Here is a 21,570-nt window from a genome sequence, read left to right as displayed (position 1 = left end):
TCTCTACGAGACGGTTTTTAGTGTTTGCACCCTCTCCCGTGGGAGAGGGACGGGGTGAGGTGATCAGGCCGCAGGGTCTTGCTCTCACCTTTTTATTTTCATTCCTCCCACCTCTCACGCTTTTTTTCTTCCTCTCTGCTGCGATAATTACCCTAATGGCTTTGCAGAGGAAAACACTATGGATTACGAATTTCTGCGCGACATCACCGGAGTGGTGAAAGTGCGTATGTCGATGGGCCACGAAGCCGTTGGACACTGGTTTAACGAAGAGGTGAAAGAAAATCTCGCCCTTCTTGATGAGGTTGAACAGGCGGCAAATACGGTGAAAGGCAGTGAACGCTCCTGGCAACGCGCCGGGCACGAATACACGCTGTGGATGGATGGTGAAGAGGTCATGGTGCGTGCCAACCAGCTCGAGTTTTCAGGCGACGAGATGGAAGAGGGGATGAGCTACTATGACGAAGAAAGCCTGTCGCTGTGCGGCGTAGAAGACTTCCTTCAGGTGGTGAATGCCTACCGCGAGTTCATGAAACAGCGGTAACTTCCCGAAGCGTCCCTGCTCCGGGCAACACTTACACGGCCGGAATATTACGGCCGTAGTAAATCTCGCGCATCTCTTTCCAGAGCAGGTCAGTAATCGTCTTACGCTCTTCTTCGCTCAAATCTTCCGGCTTCGTGTGGAACATATAGTGCTTAAGGTCGAATTCCTTAAGTAACATCTTGGTATGGAAGATGTTTTCCTGATACACGTTCACATCCATCATGTCATACAGTGATTTCATGTCCTCGGACATAAAGTTCTGAATAGAGTTGATTTCGTGGTCGATGAAGTGCTTCATACCGTTGATATCACGAGTAAAACCGCGCACGCGGTAATCAATCGTGACGATATCCGATTCCAGCTGATGGATGAGATAGTTCAGCGCGTTGAGCGGGGAAATCACGCCGCAGGTCGACACTTCAATATCGGCGCGGAACGTACACAGCCCACCTTCCGGGTGACTCTCCGGGTAGGTATGGACGCAGATATGGCTTTTATCCAGGTGGGCAACAACCACTTCCGGCAGCGGGCCCGGGTGTTCCGTTTTGTCGATAAGCTTGGGATCGACCGGCTCTTCGCTGACCAGGATGGTCACGCTGGCGCCCTGGGGTTCATAATCCTGTCGGGCGATATTCAGGATGTTGGCGCCGATAATGGAACAGGTTTCTGACAGGATCTCGGTCAGACGGTTGGCGTTGTAGAGTTCGTCGATATAGGCGATGTAACCATCGCGTTCTTCCGCTGTTTTGGCATAGCAGATATCGTAAATACAAAAACTCAGGCTTTTGGTCAGGTTGTTAAAGCCATGCAGTTTAAGCTTTTTCAATTAGCTCACCCCCTTAGTGGATAATGCGTCTTGCAGGTACTGCGGCAGAGCAAACGCTGCGGTATGAATAGCCGGATTGTAGTATCGGCACTGAAGACCGGCCTGATGGAAGCGGGCCTGAATAATTTCGGTGGAGAGATGACGTAAGACGTCGTTATCCGTCGCCCAGGCAAAGGTCATGATCCCGCCGTAGTACGTCGGAATAGCGGCCTGATAGAAGCTGACATCATCGAAATAGGTGCTGAGCTTACGATGGCTATCCAGCGCTTCATCCTGCTGCAGGAAGCAGACGCCATTTTGGGCGACGAAGATCCCGCCCGGGTTCAGACAGCGCTTGCAGCCTTCGTAGAACGAGGAGGTAAACAGCGACGCGCCAGGACCGATAGGATCGGTGCAGTCGGAGATGATCACGTCAAAGGTCTGCGAGGTCTGGTTAACGAAGTTAACGCCGTCGTCAATCACCAGGCTAAAGCGCGGGTCGTCATAGCTGCCGGCATTGTGGTTGGGCAGATACTGGCGGCAGAAAGAGACGACGCCCGCATCGATTTCCACCATGGTGATGGTTTCAATGGAACGATGGCGGGAAACTTCACGCAGCATTGCGCCATCGCCACCGCCGATAATCAGGACATGCTTCGCGTGACCGTGCGCCAGCAGCGGGACGTGGGTCATCATCTCATGATAGATAAACTCATCTCGCTCGGTAGTTTGCACGACGCCGTCCAGCGCCATCACGCGGCCAAAGGCAGCATTCTCGAAGATGATCAGATCCTGGTGATCGGTTTTCTCATGATAGAGCACGTTATCAACGGCAAAGTACTGACCAAACTGGTCATGCAAGGTTTCATGCCACAACGTGTGGTCGGCCATAGCGAACTCCTCCTGTGTAAACATCCGTTACGCTCACAAAAAATGAGCGAAACATGATAGCTAACTCTAACCGCGGTTGCACGGTCAGAGGTTCAACAGGGGGCGTCGGGAAGGTTATTTGACGTAGGCGAGCAGGCTGAGTGAGTCGCGAGCCAGCGCTTTGCATTTTTTGGCAGTGGGAATACCAATACCGCTTAGGTCGCGGTAGCTGTCTTCGCCGAGCGCCTTCATGTCGAAGCTGTCGTAGTTGCTGAGATCCCACTGGTTCTGCTGGGCAAAAAAGACCAGCGCGCGGCGAATTTGCCCGTTGGGTAAATTCTGGTAGCCGCAATCATTTTTCAGGAATACAAAAACCGCCGTTAAATCGGCCATATCTTCCGCTTCATTTTCACTTAGCGCATAGCTGTTCGCACACATTGCCATCAGGCTACCGAACAAAATTGTCCTGAAAAACGTCTTCATTGCTTCTACCACTTCTTCACGGAAAATTAACGTTAGCATACTTGATGCCAGTGCGACGATCTTTATTATTGCCGCTTGACTTGACCTTCCGGTAAGGGGAGGGTTTATGCTCAAAAGATCGCCTGCTGGAAATAAGGAAATGAACATGCAACGTCGTGATTTTTTAAAATATTCCGTGGCGCTGGGTGCTGCCAGCGCATTGCCTCTCTGGAGCCGCGCGGTTTTCGCGGCTGACAGGCCTGCCTTACCCATCCCTGACTTGCTGACCGCGGATGCCCGTAGCCGTATCAAACTTGTTGTTCAGTCCGGCAACACGCTGTTCGGTGCGCACAACGCGACGACCTGGGGCTATAACGGCAATCTGCTCGGCCCGGCGCTACAGCTGCGCAAAGGGAAAGCGGTGACGGTGGATATCCACAACACGCTTGCCGAAGAGACGACGCTGCACTGGCACGGGCTGGAAGTGCCGGGCGAGGTAGACGGCGGGCCGCAGGGCGTCATCAAAGCGGGCGGCACGCGCAGCGTCACCTTTACGCCCGACCAGCGCGCGGCAACCTGCTGGTTCCATCCGCATCAGCATGGCAAAACGGGCCATCAGGTGGCGATGGGGCTGGCGGGGCTGGTGCTGATTGAAGACGACGAAAGCCGCCTGCTGCGCCTGCCGAAACAGTGGGGCATCGACGACGTGCCGGTGATTGTGCAGGACAAGAAATTCACCGCGGACGGGCAAATTGACTACCAGCTGGACGTGATGAGCGCGGCGGTAGGCTGGTTTGGCGACACGCTGTTGACCAACGGCGCCATTTATCCTCAGCACGCCGCACCCAAAGGCTGGCTGCGCCTGCGTCTGCTCAATGGCTGTAACGCGCGTTCGCTGAACTTCGCCGCTAGCGATAAGCGCCCGCTGTACGTAGTGGCAAGCGACGGTGGACTTCTGCCGGAGCCGGTAAAAGTAAGCGAACTGCCGATGCTGATGGGAGAACGCTTTGAGGTGCTGGTGGATATCAGCGACGGCAAGGCGTTTGATCTTGTGACCCTGCCGGTTAGCCAGATGGGGATGGCGGTCGCACCGTTTGACAAGCCGCATCCGGTGCTGCGTATTCAGCCGTTACTGGTGACCGCTTCCGGCACGCTGCCTGATACGTTAACCACTCTGCCAGCACTCCCGTCGCTTGATGGGCTTACGCAGCGTAAGCTGCAGCTCTCCATGAACCCGATGCTCGATATGATGGGCATGCAGGCGCTGATGGCGAAATATGGCGATAAGGCGATGGCGGGGATGCATCACGGGCAGATGATGGGTCATATGAATATGGACCACGGCAAAATGGGCGGCATGGGGAACATGGATCACGGCGACCATGGCTTTGATTTCCACAACGCCAATATGATTAACGGCAAAGCGTTCGACATGAACACGCCGATGTTTGCTGCGACAAAGGGTCAGTTTGAGCGCTGGGTGATTTCGGGCGAAGGGGACATGATGCTGCATCCGTTCCATATCCACGGTACCCAGTTCCGCATTCTCTCAGAAAACGGTAAAGCGCCGGACGCGCATCGCGCGGGCTGGAAAGATACGGTGAGAGTGGAAGGCGGCGTCAGCGAGGTGCTGGTGAAGTTTGACCACGATGCGCCGAAGGAGTTTGCCTATATGGCGCACTGCCATCTGCTGGAGCATGAAGATACGGGGATGATGCTGGGCTTTACCGTATAAAAAAGCCGGATGGTCGCAGGTGCGGCCTGATGCCCTCACCCTGACCCTCTCCCACCTGGAGAGGGAACAAACACAAAAACGGCAACCGAAGTTGCCGTTTTGCATTTTTCCGTAGGCCGGGTAAGGCGTAGCCGCCACCCGGCTTTTCAGTTACTTACTTTCATCAGGCAGTGCATACGCGACAATATAGTCGCCCATCTTCGTGCCAAACGAACCGTGACCGCCCGCGGAGATGACAACGTACTGCTTGCCATTCACTTCATAGGTCATCGGGGTAGCCTGTCCGCCAGCCGGCAGACGGCCTTGCCACAGTTTCTCACCGTTGGTCATGTTGTACGCGCGCAGGTAGTTATCTGCGGTTGCCGCGATGAACAGCACGTTACCGGCGGTGGAAATTGGGCCACCCAGCATTGGCATACCCATATTGAACGGCACCGGAACCGGCATCGGGAACGGCATGCTGTCCTGCGGGGTACCAATACGTTTTTTCCACACGATCTGATTGGTTTTCAGATCCAGGCCGGAGATATAACCCCAGGCAGGCTGTTTACACGGCAGGCCAAACGGCGACAGGAACGGGTTCAGCGTTACGCCGAACGGTACGCCATACTGCGGCTGAATACCGGCTTCGGTACCGCTGCCTTTCGCGTCTTTCGGCTGCTCCATTGGGTTGCCCGGACCGCGTGGGATCAGACGGGAAACGAACGGCAGCGCCATTGGGTTGGCAATCGCGACCTGACGGTTCGGGTCAACGGAGATCCCGCCCCACTCGAACATCCCCAGGTTACCCGGGAAGACCAGCGTGCCCTGCTCAGAAGGCGGCGTGAAGATGCCTTCATAGCGCAGCTGATGGAACATCACGCGGCACACCAGCTGGTCAAACATGGTGGCACCCCACATGTCTGCCCCGCTGAGGTCTTTCTTCGGACGGAAGCTCAGATCGGAGAACGGCTGGGTTTTGCTAACGTAATCGCCTTTCGCCGCGCCCTGCGGAACCGGTTTTTCCGGTGCCGGCACAACCAGCTTGCCGTTGCTGCGATCCAGAACGAAGATGTTGCCGGTCTTGGCCGGGGCGTAAATCACCGGAACGGTTTTGCCGTCAACGGTAATGTCCGCCAGCGTCGGCTGGGACGGCATATCCATATCCCACAGATCGTGGTGTACGGTCTGATAGCTCCAGGCCAGCTTACCGGTGGTCGCGTTCAGCGCCACGATAGCGCTGGCATAACGTTCCTGCTCCGGCGTGCGGTTACCGCCCCAGATATCTGGCGTAGTAACGCCCATCGGCAGGTAGACCAGGTCCAGCTTCGCGTCATACGCAGCCGGGGCCCAGGAGTTTGGCGAGTTAAAGGTAAAGGTGTGCTCGTCCGACGGGATCGCGTTTGGATCTTTCGCGCCCGGGTCAAAGGCCCACAGCAGTTTACCGGTGTTCACGTCGAAACCGCGGATAACGCCGGAGGTTTCACGCGTGGAGAAGTTATCCGTTACCGAACCGGCAATCACGATGGTTTTATCGGTGATGATCGGCGGCGAGGTTGGCTCATACAGACCCGGCGTGGTGTCCGGCATGTTGGTCTGCAAATTCAGGATACCTTTGTTGGCAAAGGTTTCGCACAGCTTGCCCGTTTCGGCATTGATGGCGAACAGACGGCCATCGTTGACCGGCAGCATGATGCGGCGCGGACAGTCGGCAACCACTTCCGGGCTCGCATTGTCGGCACGCGCTTCGTGGTAAGAGACGCCGCGGCAGGTGACGTGCTGGAAGGACGGGTTGGAGTTCAGCTGCGGATCGAAGTGCCATTTCTCTTTACCCGTGGCCGCGTCGAGCGCGAACAGACGCTGGTGCGCCGTACACAGATAAAGCATATCGCCGACTTTAATTGGCGTCACTTCGTTGGTCAGCTCGCCCGGATCGTTCGGCATCTTCAGGTCGCCGGTACGGAATACCCAGGCTTCTTTCAGGTTCTTAACGTTGTCCGCGTTGATCTGCTTCAGCGGAGAGTAGCGTTGACCTTCCTGATTACGACCATAGGCAGGCCAGTCGCCGTCCGCCACCTGCGAGATAGCCGCCGCAGGCGTCGATTCTGCGTTCAGCGTACCGTTGATCTCCTGCGGGTCGTTAAAACCGGCCCAGGTCAGAATGCCGCCGGTAATCAGCAGGGCAACAACCAGGCCCGCCACAGCACCGCTGGAAGGCACAATCAGGCGACGCCACACGAACGGCAGGATCAGCCAGATACCGAAGAAGACCAGGATGTCGCTGCGCGGCGTCAGCGCCCAGAAGTCAAAGCCGACTTCCCAGACGCCCCAGATCATGGTGGCAAGAAGGAGTGCGGCATACAGCCACAGTGCAGATTGTTTTCTACGCCAGAGCAGGACGGTTACGCCAAGCATAACCAGGCCCGCAATCGGGTAGTACCAGGAGCCGCCGATCGCGACCAGCCAGACGCCACCGATTAACAGATACAGCGCGCAGAAGGCTGCGAACGCCGCTGTTAATGTTACCAGTAGACGCGGCTGTTTAGAGTTTGTTTCAGCCATAGAAAGTGTACTCGTCAGTTTTTGTTAATAATTTGCTAGCAACTAATTATAGGTATTAACAAGTGTGATCGGAATCACAATATTTGCTTTTTATAACTCATACGCCAGGGTTATCCATTTGCTGATATAATGGCTGGCTTGCGTATCAGTGCTGGATATTAACTCATCCGTATTGAGAGATTTTCATCAAAATCATTTGGTTAGTAATATGAAACATACTGTTGAAGTGATGATCCCGGAAGCCGAGATCAAAGCGCGTATCGCCGAACTGGGTCGTCAAATCACCGAACATTACAAGGACAGCGGCAGTGAAATGGTGCTGGTCGGTCTGTTGCGCGGCTCTTTCATGTTCATGGCGGACCTGTGCCGTGAAGTGCATGTGCCCCATGAGGTCGATTTTATGACCGCCTCCAGCTACGGCAGCGGCATGTCCACCACCCGTGATGTGAAAATCCTGAAAGATCTGGATGAAGATATTCGTGGCAAAGATGTGTTGATCGTGGAAGACATCATCGACTCCGGCAACACGCTGTCAAAAGTGCGCGAGATCCTGAGCCTGCGTGAGCCAAAATCGCTGGCGATTTGCACCCTGCTGGATAAGCCTGACCGCCGTGAAGTGCAGGTGCCGGTAGAGTTTGTCGGTTTCTCTATCCCGGACGAGTTCGTCGTCGGTTACGGTATTGACTACGCGCAGCGCTATCGCCATCTGCCGTATGTTGGGAAAGTGGTATTGCTGGACGAGTAATTGCGGGCTGATGCCCTCACCCCGGCCCTCTCCCACAGGGAGAGGGAGAAAATCCCCGGCTTTATTTATGGTTCACATGCTTAAGCTGAAGGTTGGCAATTCCCGAACGGTAACGTTGCTCCAGCGTTTCCCGGTTGGTGGCAGTCACTTCCAGATTGCGCAGCAGACCGTCGTGAATGCCGTACGCCCAGCCGTGGATCGAGACCTTCTGCCCGCGTTTCCACGCCGATTGCATGATCGTTGAGTGGCCCAGGTTATACACCTGCTCCATCACGTTGAGTTCGCACAGGGTATCCATGCGACGCTCCTGCGGCATTTCGCCCAGCAGTGAGCTATGTTTGAACCAGATGTCGCGGATGTGCAGCAGCCAGTTATCAATGAGCCCCAGTTCCGTGTTTTCAACCGCCGCCTGCACGCCGCCGCAGCCGTAGTGGCCGCAAATGATGATGTGCTCGACTTGCAGAACATCCACGGCATACTGAACAACAGAAAGACAGTTGAGATCGGTGTGAATCACCAGGTTAGCCACGTTGCGGTGAACAAACAGTTCGCCGGGCTCGAGGCCGGTCAGGCGCTCCGCCGGTACGCGGCTGTCGGAGCATCCAATCCAGAGAAAGCGTGGGTTTTGCGCCTGCGCGAGTTTTCCAAAAAATCCGGGGTCTTCCTCCACCAGCATTTTTGACCATAGTGCATTGTTGCTGATGAGTGTATCTATGTTGTTCATGGAGGTTAGCGACCTGTAACCGAGTAATTGCGTTGCGCTACTATAGGGTAACCCGACTTTTAATGAAACCACACAACGTGTGTCAGAACGGAAGGTAAGTTAATTTCATGGCAATTGCACTGGAGCTTGAGCAGCTTAAAAAAACCTATCCGGGCGGCGTTCAGGCGCTGCGCGGAATAGATCTAAAAGTAGAGGCCGGTGATTTTTATGCGCTTCTGGGGCCGAACGGGGCGGGGAAATCGACCACCATTGGGATCATCAGTTCGCTGGTCAATAAAACCTCCGGCCGGGTGAGCGTCTTTGGTTATGACCTGCAAAAAGATGTGGTGAACGCCAAGCGCCAGCTGGGTCTGGTGCCGCAGGAGTTCAACTTCAATCCGTTTGAAACGGTGCAGCAGATCGTCGTTAACCAGGCGGGTTATTACGGCGTCGAGCGTAAAGAGGCCCTGGAGCGGAGCGAAAAATACCTTAAGCAGCTCGATCTGTGGGAAAAGCGTAACGAACGCGCGCGGATGTTGTCCGGCGGGATGAAGCGCCGCCTGATGATTGCCCGCGCGCTGATGCACGAGCCAAAGCTGCTGATCCTCGATGAGCCGACGGCGGGCGTCGATATTGAACTTCGTCGTTCCATGTGGGGCTTCCTGAAAGATCTCAACGACAAGGGAACCACCATTATTTTGACCACCCACTACCTTGAAGAGGCTGAAATGCTGTGCCGCAACATCGGCATCATTCAGCACGGCGAGCTGGTGGAAAACACCTCGATGAAGAACCTGCTCTCCAAGCTGAAATCAGAAACCTTCATTCTCGATCTGGCGGCAAAAAGTCCACTGCCGAAGCTGGAAGGGTATCAGTATCGTCTTGTCGATACCTCGACGCTGGAAGTGGAAGTGCTGCGCGAGCAGGGCATCAACAGCGTGTTCTCGCAGCTGAGCGCGCAGGGGATTCAGGTCTTAAGTATGCGTAACAAAGCGAACCGACTGGAAGAGCTGTTTGTCTCTCTGGTGCAGGATAAACAAGGAGACAAGGCATGACGCATCTTTACTGGGTCGCGCTGAAAAGTATCTGGGCGAAAGAGATTAACCGCTTCATGCGCATCTGGGTGCAAACCCTGGTGCCGCCAGTCATTACGATGACTCTGTACTTCATTATTTTCGGTAACCTGATAGGTTCCCGGATTGGTGAGATGCACGGCTTTACCTATATGCAGTTTATCGTGCCGGGCCTGATTATGATGGCGGTGATCACCAACGCCTATGCCAACGTGGCGTCGTCATTCTTCAGCGCCAAGTTCCAGCGCAACATCGAAGAGCTGCTGGTCGCGCCGGTACCGACGCACGTTATTATCGCCGGCTATGTCGGCGGCGGCGTGGCGCGCGGGCTGTGCGTGGGGATCCTGGTCACGGCGATTTCGCTGTTCTTCGTGCCGTTCCAGGTGCACTCCTGGCTGTTCGTCGCGCTGACGCTGCTCCTGACGGCGATCCTGTTCTCGCTGGCCGGTCTGCTGAACGCCGTGTTCGCCAAAACGTTTGACGACATCAGCCTGATCCCGACCTTCGTGCTGACGCCGCTGACCTATCTTGGCGGGGTGTTCTACTCCCTGACGCTGCTGCCACCGTTCTGGCAGGCGCTGTCGCACCTGAACCCGATTGTCTACATGATCAGCGGCTTCCGCTTTGGCTTCCTCGGTATCACTGACGTGCCGCTGTTTACCACGGTGGCGGTGCTGGTGGTGTTCATCATCGCCTTCTACCTGCTGTGCTGGTATCTGATCCAGCGCGGACGCGGTCTGCGCAGCTAATCTTTTGCCCGGCGACATTCTGTCTGCCGGGCACTTTCTTTGACAGTTATCACCGAAAGCTAACCTTCACTCCGCTAAACTACTTGCCTGCTAAGGAGAGAGTTATGCTGGGATGGGTTATCACCTGCCACGATGAACGGGCGCAGGACATGCTGGACAAGCTTGAAGCCAGATTTGGCCCGCTGGCGCAATGCCGGGCGGTAAATTACTGGCGCGGATTGAGCACCAATATGCTGAGCCGCATGATGTGCGATGCCCTGCATGAAACGGACACCGGTGATGGCGTCATTTTTTTGACCGATAAATCGGGCGCGGCGCCTTACCGCGCAGCCGCTTTGCTGAGCCATAAGCATGATTGCTGTGAGGTGATCTCGGGCATCAGCCTTCCATTACTTGAAGCGATGTATCCGCAGCGTGAAACGTTAACCAGCGCCGGGTTCCGGAACGCTATCGTCGCGCAGGGTACACCGGACGTCAGCAGCTTGTGGCATCAGCAGCAAAAAAATCCTCCTTTCGTCCTGCTCCATGATCTGTATAAGAATTAAACGTTGGTATTGATGTCGCTTTTGCTACAATGGCATAAGTATTTCCGCTTCGAATAAGACCCCTCATGTTCACGCGTATTGTTTTTCTGTTGTTGATGTTCGTGTCCGGCACTTCTTCTGCCAGTTTATTAAGTCAGCAAAGACTGCCTGCCCAATATATGCAAACCACCGAAGATGCGGCGATTTGGGCGCAGGTCGGCAACAGCGTTATTAACGTCGGCAACGTGCGGGCAGGGCAGATCCTCGCGGTGGTGCCTGCGGCGGCGGACTACTATGAATTTCGCTTCGGATTTGGCACGGGCTTTATCGACAAGGGACATCTGGAGCCGGTGCAGGGTAAACAGCGCGTCGAGGATGGGCTGGGAGATCTGAATAAACCGCTGAGCAATCAAAACCTGATAACGTGGAAAGACACGCCCGTTTATAATGCCCCGAACAACGGTAGCGCACCCTTCGGCACCTTAAGCGCTAATCTTCGCTATCCGATCCTGAATAAACTCAAAGATCGCCTCAATCAGACCTGGTTCCAGATCCGCATCGGCAACCGCCTGGCGTGGATCAGCAGCCTGGACGCGCAGGAAGATAATGGCATTCCGGTCATTACCTACCACCATATTTTGCGCGACGAGGAGAACACCCGCTTCCGCCATACCTCCACGACCACCAGCGTGCGGGCGTTCAGTAACCAGATGACCTGGCTGCGCGACCAGGGCTATACCACCCTGACGATGTACCAGCTGGAAGGATACGTGCGTAACAAAATGAACCTGCCGGCGAAATCGGTGGTGATCACCTTCGACGACGGCCTGAAGTCCGTTAACCGCTATGCTTACCCGATCCTCAAAGCGTATGGCTTTAAGGCGACGGAGTTTATTATCTCCTCGCGCATCAAGCGCCACCCGCAAAAATGGGCGCCGAAATCCCTGCAGTTTATGAGCGTGTCGGAGCTGGAGCAGATGCATGACGTGTTCGACTATCAGTCCCACACGCACTTCCTGCACCGCGTCGACGACAACCATCAGCCCATTCTACTGAGCCGCAGCTATCACAATATTTTGTTTGATTTTAAGCGCTCGCGCAGGGACCTGGCGCAGTTTAACCCGCACGTGCTTTACCTCTCGTATCCGTTCGGCGGCTACGACGATAAGGCGATTAAAGCCGCGAATGACGCCGGGTTTCATCTGGCGGTGACGACGGTACGCGGGAAGGTCAAGCCGGGGGATAATCCGTTCTTACTGAAGCGCCTGTATATCTTAAGAACGGATTCGCTGGAGACGATGTCGCGGCTGATCAGCAATCAGCCGCAGGGGTAGTTTACAGATAATTAATCGTAAAGGTAGCGAGGGCAACAAAGTTACCAGGTCTAAGCTCTGCTCCGTCTTTTCTTAACGATGCCTGGAAAGGAAGATCGTTACTGGCACTAGAGCCGACTTCGGGTAACGGCACGTAAATATAGTTTGGGTCATTGATAAAGGGTTCGCCATGACCGCTTGGGTTTGCAGAAAATTTCTGAGCAATAGATACGCCAATCCCGGCAGCGACATCTGGACCTGACAATGTATTTATCAAGATCTGTCCAGGGGTAGTACCTGTGACTTTGGAAGATGAAACCCGATAATTTATTGCGACTACATTATTACAGCCCCTGAGCTGTAAATTAAAAGTCTGAGATGGGTAGTACCCGTCTCTCATTGTTGAAAACATGATTTCACCGAAATCGACATTATTTGTACCGTTGTTAACGACGGCCGTTTGGCACGTTGACGCAGCAATAGGGATACTGAACGTTGCGGGAGTGACATCAAACCACCAGGGTTGGTTATCCGAGTCTGTATGGCCACCAATTGACATGCCGCCGATTCTTTTCGCTTCCTTAGGTGTAATCATGGTTATGCCCGTAGGGTTACCGAGATACTCGCTGGTTTGAATCAGCTTAATTTGTGCTTTCCAGTCGTGACTTGCCGCGCCAGCGTGCACGGGCAAATCTTGCCATTGGCCATTCATTGTGGCCTGAAAATAGGAACCCGGGTTATTATCAGAGTAGATCCTGACCGCGTAGTAAATACCCGTAACATTGGTTGGCCACATATCACCGTCTACACCACCAATGGCATCATAGACGATGTTAGACATCTGATCGCCATCATTACCACTGTCACAGTCAGACCATAGTGCAGGGGTGAGGCTGGCATTGTAAGGGCCGCCTATTTCATACCCACCACTGGGGAATTGTCCCTGGGGTACAGGACTAAAGTAGACTGGTGAACCGGCTATTGTATTCACGATAGTGGATGAGCCTCCCTCGCCACGCGCGCCAAAGTGACATTCGGCCCTCGCATAGCCCTGTACCAACAGCAAGGCTATAACAGCGATTTTTATCAGGATTGCTTTTGCTGAAAATCCATTTAATTTCATAGTGATAACTTTGCCTGTTCCATTTAATTATATGTCGCATTCACGACGACTCGGCTGGCCACTGTCCCTGCGGTTACCGGACCGGTATTTTGCAAACGGGCATAGAAATCATATTCTGTTGCCCACTCTGATTTGGCAGTTAGCGCGACGCTGGAACTGCCATCAGAATTCAGCACGTTGGTATTGAGCTCTTTTGAAAAGATAACAATACCGGTGTTGCCAGCGCCGCCTTCGGCAGGGCTGGTTTCGTTGATGAATACCTGCCGGCTGCCGGCAGGAAACTGCTTGCTCTGAGGTTGAAAGCTGAAGTTAAGGGTATTCACACTGGTTCCGGCACCCAGACAGCTGTCAATTTTTACCGTGAATGCCGTGCCGGAATCCGCATCTGTTGGCTGCAGACGTGAACTTCCATCTGTGTTGTAAAACCAGCTTTTGCCCACCGTTGGCAGATGGACTTGTCCATCCTCGGGAATCGACACCTGACAGGTGGTTTCAATGATATTGGCACTGAGCGTAATGTCCATGCCTGTCTCTTCAGACAGACATGGGGCAGACCAGCTTACGCTCATGAGTCCTGCTATCACCAGGAGACTTCCCAGGACATGATTGTTCGTTATTTTGGTCATCGCGGTACTGCCCCTGTACTTAATTACTGATAGGTCACGAGAAAAGTAACGGGTGCGCTGGCTTCACCTGGCGTTACCTGGCTGATAGTTTTGCCCTTGGCCAGGACGATTCGAGCCGTCATATCAACATTCGTCGTTGAACTGCTGATTGTAACCGTCTGAGGCATCCTTCTGGCGTTATCACAGATCATCAACGTGCCGTTATCTACATTACCTTTCCAGACTTCAAAGCCAGTGGAGTGACCGGCAGCGAAAGAATCGCCATCCGCATTTCCGCCGGAACATCCTCCCCCTGTACCTGGCGTCGCGGTTATGGTTGCCGATTTCACACCAGCGCAACCGCTGAAGGCAATTTTAAACGGCTCGCTGCGGGTCTGGGCAACAAGGTCTGACTTGAAGACATCGCCAAAGGCCAGGGTGCTGATCGGCTGACCGCCAGCATTCTGGATTTGTGCCGAACAGGTACCGGCTTCAATGGTAGAGGTAAACGTCGCCTGCACGTTTGTGGTGCCGGTGATTGCACTTGCTGCAACGCTAAACAGACCGGTGGAAACGGCCAGCGCAATCAGAGTGGAAGATTTTTTGTTCATTGTCGCGTTTCCTTCCGCTTATTGATATTCAAAGTTAAATGTGGCAATTGCACTGAAGCTGCCGGTTGTTGCCTCGCCTGCTTTTGTTTCAACCAGACGCGCTATCAGGGGAACTTCCTGGCCGCTGATCTCTCCTCCTGTCCATACCAGACGTTCTGCATCTACTGTTGAGTTGATGGTAAACGGTGCTGTTGGTGCAGAGACGCGAGCAATAGAAACCCCCATGTTGGCAGCAGGTGTTACAGACGCTGTGTTTGCAATCGCTGTAACCATATTGGCGGACTGGCTGCCCGCAATGGTGGTTTTCAATCCTGCAAGGCTGGATGGACATTCAATGATTTTCAGCTTGAATGTGGTGCTCGCTGTATCTGCTCCGCTGCTAATATCAGCCAGCGACGTTTTACCTGCGGCACCAATCGGAATGGTGTTTTTTTGACCATCACCCGTTCCGCCTTCAATGGCCATATCGCAGGTCGTTTCACGCAGCGTGGCGGTGAAGGTCACGTCCAGACTGGTGCTGCCAGCCATGGCTTGCGCGCTTAAGGCCAGCAGAACTACTGCGCAAAGGCTTGTTTTCTTCATTAAAAATAACTCCATGTTATAAAACGATTACATCTGACAGGACTGGTTATCCAGCATGGTTGTCAGACCCACTTTCCGGGTAGATGAGGTGGTGTTATAGGTCACAGTACAGGTGCTGTTTGCCTCGCTTCCCCATACAACACGTAACGTGCCGCGATCGTCGATACCACGCACATATGCTTGGCCTGCCTGGCCAACGGAACCGACGGACTGGCCTTTATCGTTCTGGACATCTGCCCCCAGCGGAATAAAACCGTTGTCAGAACGATGCAGGTCCAGCAGCATTGAGCGTCCCTGGTCGGTTTCGAAATCCACGCGAACAATGGCGCCGCTGCGCGGCACGGCAACTGTGCTGGTGTTTTTGACTTCCACGTCTGATTCCAGTCTGGCAATATCAATCCCGACGGTGTTCTCACGGTAAGCCGACAGATAAGGCATGATTGCGTAACCTGAACTTCCAATAACGCCGTCCCCTACCGTCAGCTGGGCCCCTTTCGCCCCAGGCGCGCTTACCAGCGCCAGTGTATCGGTGTCGCCAATGCTGCCTGGAGCCAATGTAATGCCGCCTGAGTGCACCAGCATTCCTCCGCTGTAGCTCAGAGAGTACTGCTGGCTGCTGTCATCAGAGGCAGAGGCAGATAAGCTCAAGGGACCATATGGGCTGCTGTAACTGCCATAGCCGCCTATTTGGTTGAGATCGCCGCTGTCGGCATGGCTGGTACTGGTATTGACGCTGTAGCTGAAACGGTAATCGTCGGAGTTGCCATTTGCGCTGGTGTTAAACGCCGAACTGTCTTTGAAATCTGAGTTCACGCTCATGTTCACGCTGGAGAAACCGCCTGGATGTTTGCCGTGACCAAACAGGTTTTCCAGAGGGATACTGAGGTTCACGTAGACGCTGTCATCTTTTGCGCCATATGCATCGTAGCTGCGCTGTAATGAGACGCTATAACTACCCAGCCAGAATGAGCTGTTGTAACCCACCGAATACTGAGATGTTGAGCTGGAATCAGTCCAGTAATCCTGCCAGCTGCCGGTGATATATAACGAGCCGTAGTTCTCCTTGCCGGATGACAAAGGTTGGCTGATGTTGACCTGCACCTGGTTTTTCATACGCTGGAAGCTGTTGTACACATCTTCGTTCGTATGGTCGGGGTTACGTGATTTATCGCGATATTTCACGTCATCCGCCAGTGATGCCGCGTCATTCAGCGTCAGATAGTTCTGCGTTGAGAAGCGATAGGCCGCCACGTTAAACGAGGTGTTGGTATCGGTAAGCAGTTTGCTCCAGGAGACGCGATAATTCTGGCCGCTCAGGTTATCGAGACCGTCGATATTAGCATCAGAATGGGTGACATCCAGTGCAAAGGCTCCGATCGGGGTGTTCATGGCGATCCCGATCAATCCAGATAAGTAACCCGTGTCCATATACTGGAAGCCAGTGTAGCCGGTAAAGGTGTTGTTTATCCCGTAATAGCCTGTGGCATAACCCAGACGCGGCTTATCGCGAAGACTGTCATCGTTAAGTTCGCCGACGCCGATATCCCAGCGGCTATAGCCCGGGCGAAGCATTTGACTTACGGAAGAGTAGGGCACGGAAAATGTGCGAGTACTTCCGTCCGATTCTTCGATGGTAACAACCAAATCACTCCCGTAACCGGTTGTGCTGAGATCGTTGAGTTCAAAAGCTCCCGGTGGAACGGTTGATTCGAATATCTTGTTCCCGCTTTGTGTCACGGTCACTTTGGCGTTACTTTTTGCGACGCCACGGATGGTCGGGGCGTAGGTGGAGATCCCCCCTGGCAGCATGCGATCGTCGTTATACATTCTCACGCCACGCAGGCTGAAGGAGTTAAAGGTATCGCCGCGGGTAAAAGAGTCACCTAACAATAACTGGGCGCGTAACGGCGTAATATCACGTTGCAGGTAAATATCCTGGCTGGAGTAATCCGAACCATCATCCTGGCTCCAGTTGAGCGTACCGCGTGAGCGCAAACGCCACGGGCCCATGTTGAGGCCATATTTGAGGCCGGCATACGCGGTATCACGTGCACCGTCGGTGCTGTCTGAATGCCACGCGTTGAGATCGTAAGAGAGCATTCCGGCGGTAATACCATCTTCCCACAGAGACGGGTCAACATAACCATTCGGGCGACGTTCAACAAAAACCTGCGGTACGACCAGGCTTAATTCCTGCGTCGCGGCATTGAAGTCCCAGGAAGCCCCTGTTAAGGCCTCACTAATATTGATACAGACTTCTTTACCCTCTTCGAAATCCTGATCACCTAACACATTTTTGAGCGCGTCGGCTTTAATACCGATCTGCATCAATAACTTAGGTGTAAAACAAGGCGTTGCTCGCGGGGTTCCGTTTTCTTTAAACGTGAAGTCAGTGAGTATTTTTTTTTGCCCGTTCAAAACGAGTTGTGTTTTAAATGTTCCTGGAATAACGGGATTCCCGCGAGAAAAGCGGCTAACGTCAATATTGGCTCCTGTATTAAACAGGAACTGATCGTTGAATTCGACCTCTTCACTACCAGAAGATGGCGCAGGCGTTTTGTCAGCGGCAAAAGATGCTGACTGGAACGCTGTGCATATGGCAATACAAAGAAATGAGCGGCGAAATAACATTGCTATTACTAATCCGTTAGCTGCTAATAATAAAGAACAAATAATTATTTTTAATCAATTGACGATTGCGTCGCGCTTATCTGCACCGCCAAAATCATTGATTGACGTAAAGGTGATTTTACTAATCTTTGCCGAAACCGCGGTTTTCAGGTCATAAGACTGGCTGGCAAATGGCGCAACAACGTGAGGTTCTAATTCAATTTTCTTACCGCCCACGGTCGTTTCAATTTTGGCAATAGATACATAGAATGGTGAATCATTGCGCGCGATTAAAGCATTAGACTGCTGAGACCATTGCAACTGGGCAGCTGCCGTTGTCGGGTCGCCTTTCAGACCATCTGGGCGGAAAAACATCTTGATACGCGTACGGAAAGCCAACTGCAGCATGTTCTGACTATCCGCCTCTTTCGCTTTGGGCGGCACTTCCAGTACGTTAAACCAGTACATGGTCTCTCTGTCTTTTGCCATTGCCTGTCCTAGCCATGTAATACGGACGGTCTGCCCCTTTGCGGGATCAACACGTGAAACAGGAGGAGTGACGATAAACGGCAGCTTTAACTCTTGTGGGTTAGTAGTATCGCGACCATCATCAAGCCAGGACTGAACTAATAGTGGTTTATTACCACGGTTTTCCATATTTACGGTCACATCTTTGGCCGATTCAGGGTAAATGACTCGCGTGCCAGAGATAACAATATCGGCAAATGCTGAATGTGAAACTGAAAAAACAGCACTTAACATCAGTGCGGTAAGACAGGTTTTAATCGGGCGCATAATTTTAATCCTTTAAAATAAAAATGCGCCCACCTCATCCGTGAGCGCATATATCAGAGATAAACTCTTATTCGTAGCTCATGGTGAAGGTTACGTTGCTGCTCACCTTACCAGATGTGATGTCGTTAGTACCTTTAACCCATGCAGCGCCTGGAACGTATGCAACACGGTAAGCCAGAGTGCCTTCACCAGCAGTCAGCGTCGCAACCTGGGTATTGTTCGCAGGCTGGCCAATCATGATACGATCGGTGTTTGCGCTGGTGTTGTTAAACAGAGCCAGACCAACGTTGTCAGCATGACCCGCAACAGTTGGGTCTGCTTTCAGGGTGCCGTTAGACAGATCAGCGAACTGCTGAGAGGTAAAGATTGCGGATGCAGAGGTTAGTGTATCCGGGCACTGGCTCATATGCAGTTCGAACTCTTTGGAACCGATGCCAGCATCAACAGTGGTTTTTTCGAGGTCAGCTTTTTTAACAACAGGCAGAGTTATGGTCACGTTGTTTGCATCAACACCGTTATTCGTAGTGATAACGCAAGTGGTATCAGAAACAGCACCGTCAAAAGTGATCAGGCCAACATCGGCAGCCATTGCGGAAACAGAACCCATTGCCATAACAGCTACAGATGCAGCCAACACAGTTTTCTTAAACATATTTACAATATCCATTTATTAAATAAAGTTATTCAAGATAATTATGGTTTTCTCCCATAAAGCGAAATGAATATAATATTGTTTTCTGAGGGTTGGTATTTAAAAGAACTTTAGAGTGAATTTAGGTTAATTAAATTGAGCTGTTTTTTTATTGAAAATCAAGGAGGTGAGTGATGAGGGGTGATGAATATTGTGGAAAGGAATGACCAAAAAGCAGAAAAATTAGAACGTAATAGTAGGAATACTAACAAAAATGAATGTTTGTATATAATAAATCTTATATTTCTTCATGTTTATTTAGTCTTATTATTGCTGGGGGTGATGTATCTGTTTCATTATAAACGCGATAACAGCGAAATAAAGAGCAGGACTGTCCTGAATATAACAGTCCTGTGAATAGGTCAGGCAACCTGAACCGGAATCGCCTTTGCGGTGCGCTTCATTTCATTGTCGCCTTCGAAGTAGGCCACTTTAGGCTGCCAGCGCCGGGCTTCTTCGTCAGACATCATCACGAAGCTGGCGATAATCACAATGTCGCCCACGTCTGCACAGTGCGCGGCTGCGCCGTTAACGGAGATGATTTTAGAACCGCGCTCGGCGGCAATCGCGTAGGTAGAGAAGCGTTTACCGTTATTCACGTTCCAGATATCGATCGCTTCGTTTTCAAGGATCCCCGCAGCATCGAGGAAATCCTGGTCAATGGCGCAGGAGCCTTCATAGTGCAGGTCGGCCTGGGTGACTTTCACACGGTGAAGCTTACCTTGCAGCATTTTGCGAATCATTACGTTTACCTTTAATTATCAAGGGCGAGAACTACGCCAGCTCAACCACTTTATTATCAATCAGACGAGCCTGGCCAAGCCATGCCGCTACCAGGATCACCGCACGTTTGCTGGTTTCCGTAAATTCCAGCAGCGTATCAGCATCACGAATTTGTACGTCGTCAGCGCGAAGACCTTTATCGTTCAGCGCCTGTTCGGCGAGGGCGACGATCTCTTCGACGGTCAACTCTTTTGCCAGAACCTGCTCCGCCATGGTGTTCATGACCTTGCTTAAGCCCGGCGCGATTTTACGCTGTTCAGCGGTCAGGTAGCCATTTCGCGAACTGAGCGCCAGACCGTCTTTGGCACGTACAATCGGTACGCCGACAATCTCGATATCGTAACCCATATCCGCGACCATTTTGCGGATCAGCGCCAGCTGCTGGAAATCTTTCTCACCGAAGCAGGCAACGTCCGGCTGTACCAGGTTGAACAGCTTGCTGACGATGGTGGAAACGCCGCGGAAATGGCCCGGGCGGCTGGCACCTTCGAGCATGGTGGAAATCCCCGGGACGTCAACGTAGGTTGCCTCTTCAGTACCCTGCGGGTAAACATCCGCCGGTGCAGGTGAGAAGACGATATCCGCATGGCGTTTTTTGAGCTTCTCGCAATCTTCCTGCAGGGTGCGCGGATAGCGCGCCAGATCGTCGGCGCGGTCAAACTGCATGGGGTTCACGAAGATACTGACCACCACGATATCTGCCCGCGCGCGGGCTTCGTCGACGAGCTTCATGTGGCCGTCATGCAGATTGCCCATGGTTGGGACCAGTGCGATACGTTTACCTTCCTGACGCGCGCGGCGGATATGCTGGCGCAGCAGCGGCAGGGTTTCAATGATTAGCACAACGAGACTCCTTAATGGAAACTGTGTTCTTCACCCGGGTAAACACCGGATTCAACGTCGGCAATATACTGCCTGACCGCAGCGCGCATGTCGCCCGCTTCGGCGAGGAAATTTTTAGCAAATTTCGGGATGTGTCCGCCGGTGATACCGAAGGCGTCGTGCATCACCAGAATCTGGCCGTCGGTGACGTTGCCTGCACCAATACCAATCACCGGAATGGACAGCGCGTCGGTGATGCGTTTCGCCAGCTCAACCGGCACGCACTCCAGCACCAGCAGCTGGGCACCTGCGGCTTCCAGCGCCAGGGCATCATCCAGCAGCGTCTGGGCTGCATCGCCGCGGCCCTGCACCTTATAGCCGCCGAAGATATTCACGGACTGCGGCGTCAGGCCTAAATGGCCGCAGACCGGCACGGCGCGCTCGGTGAGCATCTTCACCGTATCAACCAGCCAGGCGCCGCCTTCAATTTTGACCATATTGGCACCGGCGCGCATCACTGCCGCCGCGTTTTCGAATGCCTGTTCCGGCGTGGCATAGGCCATAAACGGCAGATCGGAAAGCAGCAGGCAGGCTGGGGCGCCACGGCGCACGGCGCGGGTATGGTAAGCGATATCCTCAACCGTCACCGGCAGGGTGGAATCATGTCCTTGTACCGTCATCCCTAACGAATCTCCGACCAGCATGACGTTGATCCCCTCTTCGGCAAACAGTTTGGCGAAGCTGTAGTCATACGCGGTGATGGTGGCGAAGCGTTTTTTTTCCTGTTTGCATTTCTGCAGTAAGGAGATGGTGGTTGGTTTCATACTGTTTCCTGATAGCCCAAAAGCGAATCTTTGCGCATTCTAACAGTAACATTCGAGGGAACA

The 21,570-nt window shown here is 53.1% G+C and carries 22 protein-coding genes; 7 read left to right on the top strand and 15 right to left on the bottom strand.

From position 1 onward, the window contains the following. Positions 1-178 precede the first annotated feature (178 nt). Positions 179-541, top strand: a complete 363-nt coding sequence (yacL, locus tag BM007_RS12560; RefSeq protein ID WP_045907811.1) for a protein YacL — start codon at positions 179-181, stop codon at positions 539-541. Positions 542-572: 31 nt separating this feature from the next. On the opposite strand, the gene speD is transcribed toward yacL, so the two are convergent. From speD to BM007_RS12545, 3 genes are all read right to left on the bottom strand, one after another. Further along, entirely contained in the window at positions 573-1,367 is a 795-nt protein-coding gene (gene speD, locus BM007_RS12555; protein WP_090419032.1) for an adenosylmethionine decarboxylase, read from the bottom strand. Next, complete coding sequence (speE, locus tag BM007_RS12550; RefSeq protein ID WP_023310424.1) at positions 1,368-2,237, bottom strand: polyamine aminopropyltransferase; 870 nt, start codon at positions 2,235-2,237, stop codon at positions 1,368-1,370. A gap of 114 nt (positions 2,238-2,351) precedes the next feature. Next, positions 2,352-2,699, bottom strand: a complete 348-nt coding sequence (locus tag BM007_RS12545; RefSeq protein WP_014882582.1) for a YacC family pilotin-like protein — start codon at positions 2,697-2,699, stop codon at positions 2,352-2,354. A 145-nt stretch (positions 2,700-2,844) separates the two neighbouring features. Between BM007_RS12545 and cueO the strand changes: the two genes are divergently transcribed. Next, complete coding sequence (cueO, locus tag BM007_RS12540; protein ID WP_090419029.1) at positions 2,845-4,413, top strand: multicopper oxidase CueO; 1,569 nt, start codon at positions 2,845-2,847, stop codon at positions 4,411-4,413. Positions 4,414-4,563: 150 nt separating this feature from the next. Here the strand turns inward: cueO and BM007_RS12535 are convergent, their stop codons facing one another. After that, a complete protein-coding gene (locus tag BM007_RS12535) occupies positions 4,564-6,954 on the bottom strand; it encodes a glucose/quinate/shikimate family membrane-bound PQQ-dependent dehydrogenase (RefSeq protein WP_090419026.1) in 2,391 nt (796 codons plus the stop codon). A 208-nt stretch (positions 6,955-7,162) separates the two neighbouring features. Here BM007_RS12535 and hpt point away from each other — a divergent pair, with 208 nt between their 5' ends. After that, positions 7,163-7,699: a hypoxanthine phosphoribosyltransferase gene (gene hpt, locus BM007_RS12530; RefSeq protein ID WP_008501948.1), complete on the top strand. Its 537-nt coding sequence runs from the start codon at positions 7,163-7,165 to the stop codon at positions 7,697-7,699. 61 nt (positions 7,700-7,760) lie between these two features. On the opposite strand, the gene can is transcribed toward hpt, so the two are convergent. Beyond that, positions 7,761-8,423, bottom strand: a complete 663-nt coding sequence (gene can, locus BM007_RS12525; RefSeq protein ID WP_008501947.1) for a carbonate dehydratase — start codon at positions 8,421-8,423, stop codon at positions 7,761-7,763. Between the two features lie 107 nt (positions 8,424-8,530). On the opposite strand from can, the gene BM007_RS12520 reads away from it, so the two are divergent. From BM007_RS12520 to BM007_RS12505, 4 genes are all read left to right on the top strand, one after another. Further along, complete coding sequence (locus BM007_RS12520; RefSeq protein WP_008501946.1) at positions 8,531-9,457, top strand: ABC transporter ATP-binding protein; 927 nt, start codon at positions 8,531-8,533, stop codon at positions 9,455-9,457. Continuing rightward, positions 9,454-10,224, top strand: coding sequence for an ABC transporter permease (locus BM007_RS12515; protein WP_023334536.1), 771 nt, complete (start codon positions 9,454-9,456; stop codon positions 10,222-10,224). Before BM007_RS12520 ends, BM007_RS12515 begins: the two co-directional genes overlap by 4 nt. Positions 10,225-10,328: 104 nt before the next feature. Then, the gene (locus BM007_RS12510; protein WP_024907487.1) at positions 10,329-10,769 is read left to right on the top strand and encodes a PTS sugar transporter subunit IIA; all 441 of its coding nucleotides are present in this window, start codon (positions 10,329-10,331) and stop codon (positions 10,767-10,769) included. A 65-nt stretch (positions 10,770-10,834) separates the two neighbouring features. Next, on the top strand, positions 10,835-12,082 hold the full coding sequence (locus BM007_RS12505; protein WP_090419023.1) for a polysaccharide deacetylase family protein: 1,248 nt from the start codon (positions 10,835-10,837) through the stop codon (positions 12,080-12,082). Between the two features lies 1 nt (position 12,083). On the opposite strand, the gene BM007_RS12500 is transcribed toward BM007_RS12505, so the two are convergent. From BM007_RS12500 to panB, 10 genes are all read right to left on the bottom strand, one after another. Next, positions 12,084-13,184 carry a fimbrial protein gene (locus tag BM007_RS12500; RefSeq protein WP_048990218.1) on the bottom strand — a complete coding sequence of 367 codons (1,101 nt, stop codon included), beginning with the start codon at positions 13,182-13,184 and terminating at the stop codon, positions 12,084-12,086. A gap of 23 nt (positions 13,185-13,207) precedes the next feature. Then, positions 13,208-13,753 carry a fimbrial-like protein gene (locus BM007_RS12495; RefSeq protein ID WP_048990220.1) on the bottom strand — a complete coding sequence of 182 codons (546 nt, stop codon included), beginning with the start codon at positions 13,751-13,753 and terminating at the stop codon, positions 13,208-13,210. 80 nt (positions 13,754-13,833) lie between these two features. Further along, on the bottom strand, positions 13,834-14,400 hold the full coding sequence (locus BM007_RS12490; protein WP_048990222.1) for a fimbrial protein: 567 nt from the start codon (positions 14,398-14,400) through the stop codon (positions 13,834-13,836). An 18-nt stretch (positions 14,401-14,418) separates the two neighbouring features. Further along, positions 14,419-14,982, bottom strand: a complete 564-nt coding sequence (locus tag BM007_RS12485) for a fimbrial protein (protein WP_231103404.1) — start codon at positions 14,980-14,982, stop codon at positions 14,419-14,421. A gap of 27 nt (positions 14,983-15,009) precedes the next feature. Then, the gene (locus BM007_RS12480; RefSeq protein ID WP_090419020.1) at positions 15,010-17,613 is read right to left on the bottom strand and encodes an outer membrane usher protein; all 2,604 of its coding nucleotides are present in this window, start codon (positions 17,611-17,613) and stop codon (positions 15,010-15,012) included. 54 nt (positions 17,614-17,667) lie between these two features. Further along, entirely contained in the window at positions 17,668-18,387 is a 720-nt protein-coding gene (locus BM007_RS12475; RefSeq protein ID WP_061715954.1) for a fimbrial chaperone, read from the bottom strand. Between the two features lie 67 nt (positions 18,388-18,454). Further along, positions 18,455-19,039, bottom strand: coding sequence for a fimbrial protein (locus BM007_RS12470; protein ID WP_048990228.1), 585 nt, complete (start codon positions 19,037-19,039; stop codon positions 18,455-18,457). Between the two features lie 401 nt (positions 19,040-19,440). Further along, the gene (gene panD / locus BM007_RS12460) at positions 19,441-19,821 is read right to left on the bottom strand and encodes an aspartate 1-decarboxylase (protein ID WP_003856284.1); all 381 of its coding nucleotides are present in this window, start codon (positions 19,819-19,821) and stop codon (positions 19,441-19,443) included. 31 nt (positions 19,822-19,852) lie between these two features. After that, positions 19,853-20,704 (bottom strand): pantoate--beta-alanine ligase, encoded by an 852-nt coding sequence (gene panC / locus BM007_RS12455; protein WP_024907496.1) that lies wholly within the window; start codon positions 20,702-20,704, stop codon positions 19,853-19,855. An 11-nt stretch (positions 20,705-20,715) separates the two neighbouring features. Next, the gene (panB, locus tag BM007_RS12450) at positions 20,716-21,507 is read right to left on the bottom strand and encodes a 3-methyl-2-oxobutanoate hydroxymethyltransferase (RefSeq protein ID WP_008501941.1); all 792 of its coding nucleotides are present in this window, start codon (positions 21,505-21,507) and stop codon (positions 20,716-20,718) included. Positions 21,508-21,570: the final 63 nt, after the last annotated feature.

It is taken from the genome of Enterobacter sp. NFIX59, from assembly GCF_900113755.1.
Lineage (GTDB): Bacteria > Pseudomonadota > Gammaproteobacteria > Enterobacterales > Enterobacteriaceae > Enterobacter > Enterobacter pseudoroggenkampii.
The sequence above is the reverse complement of the archived record's forward strand: the minus strand, read 5'-3'. Positions and strand labels throughout refer to the sequence as shown.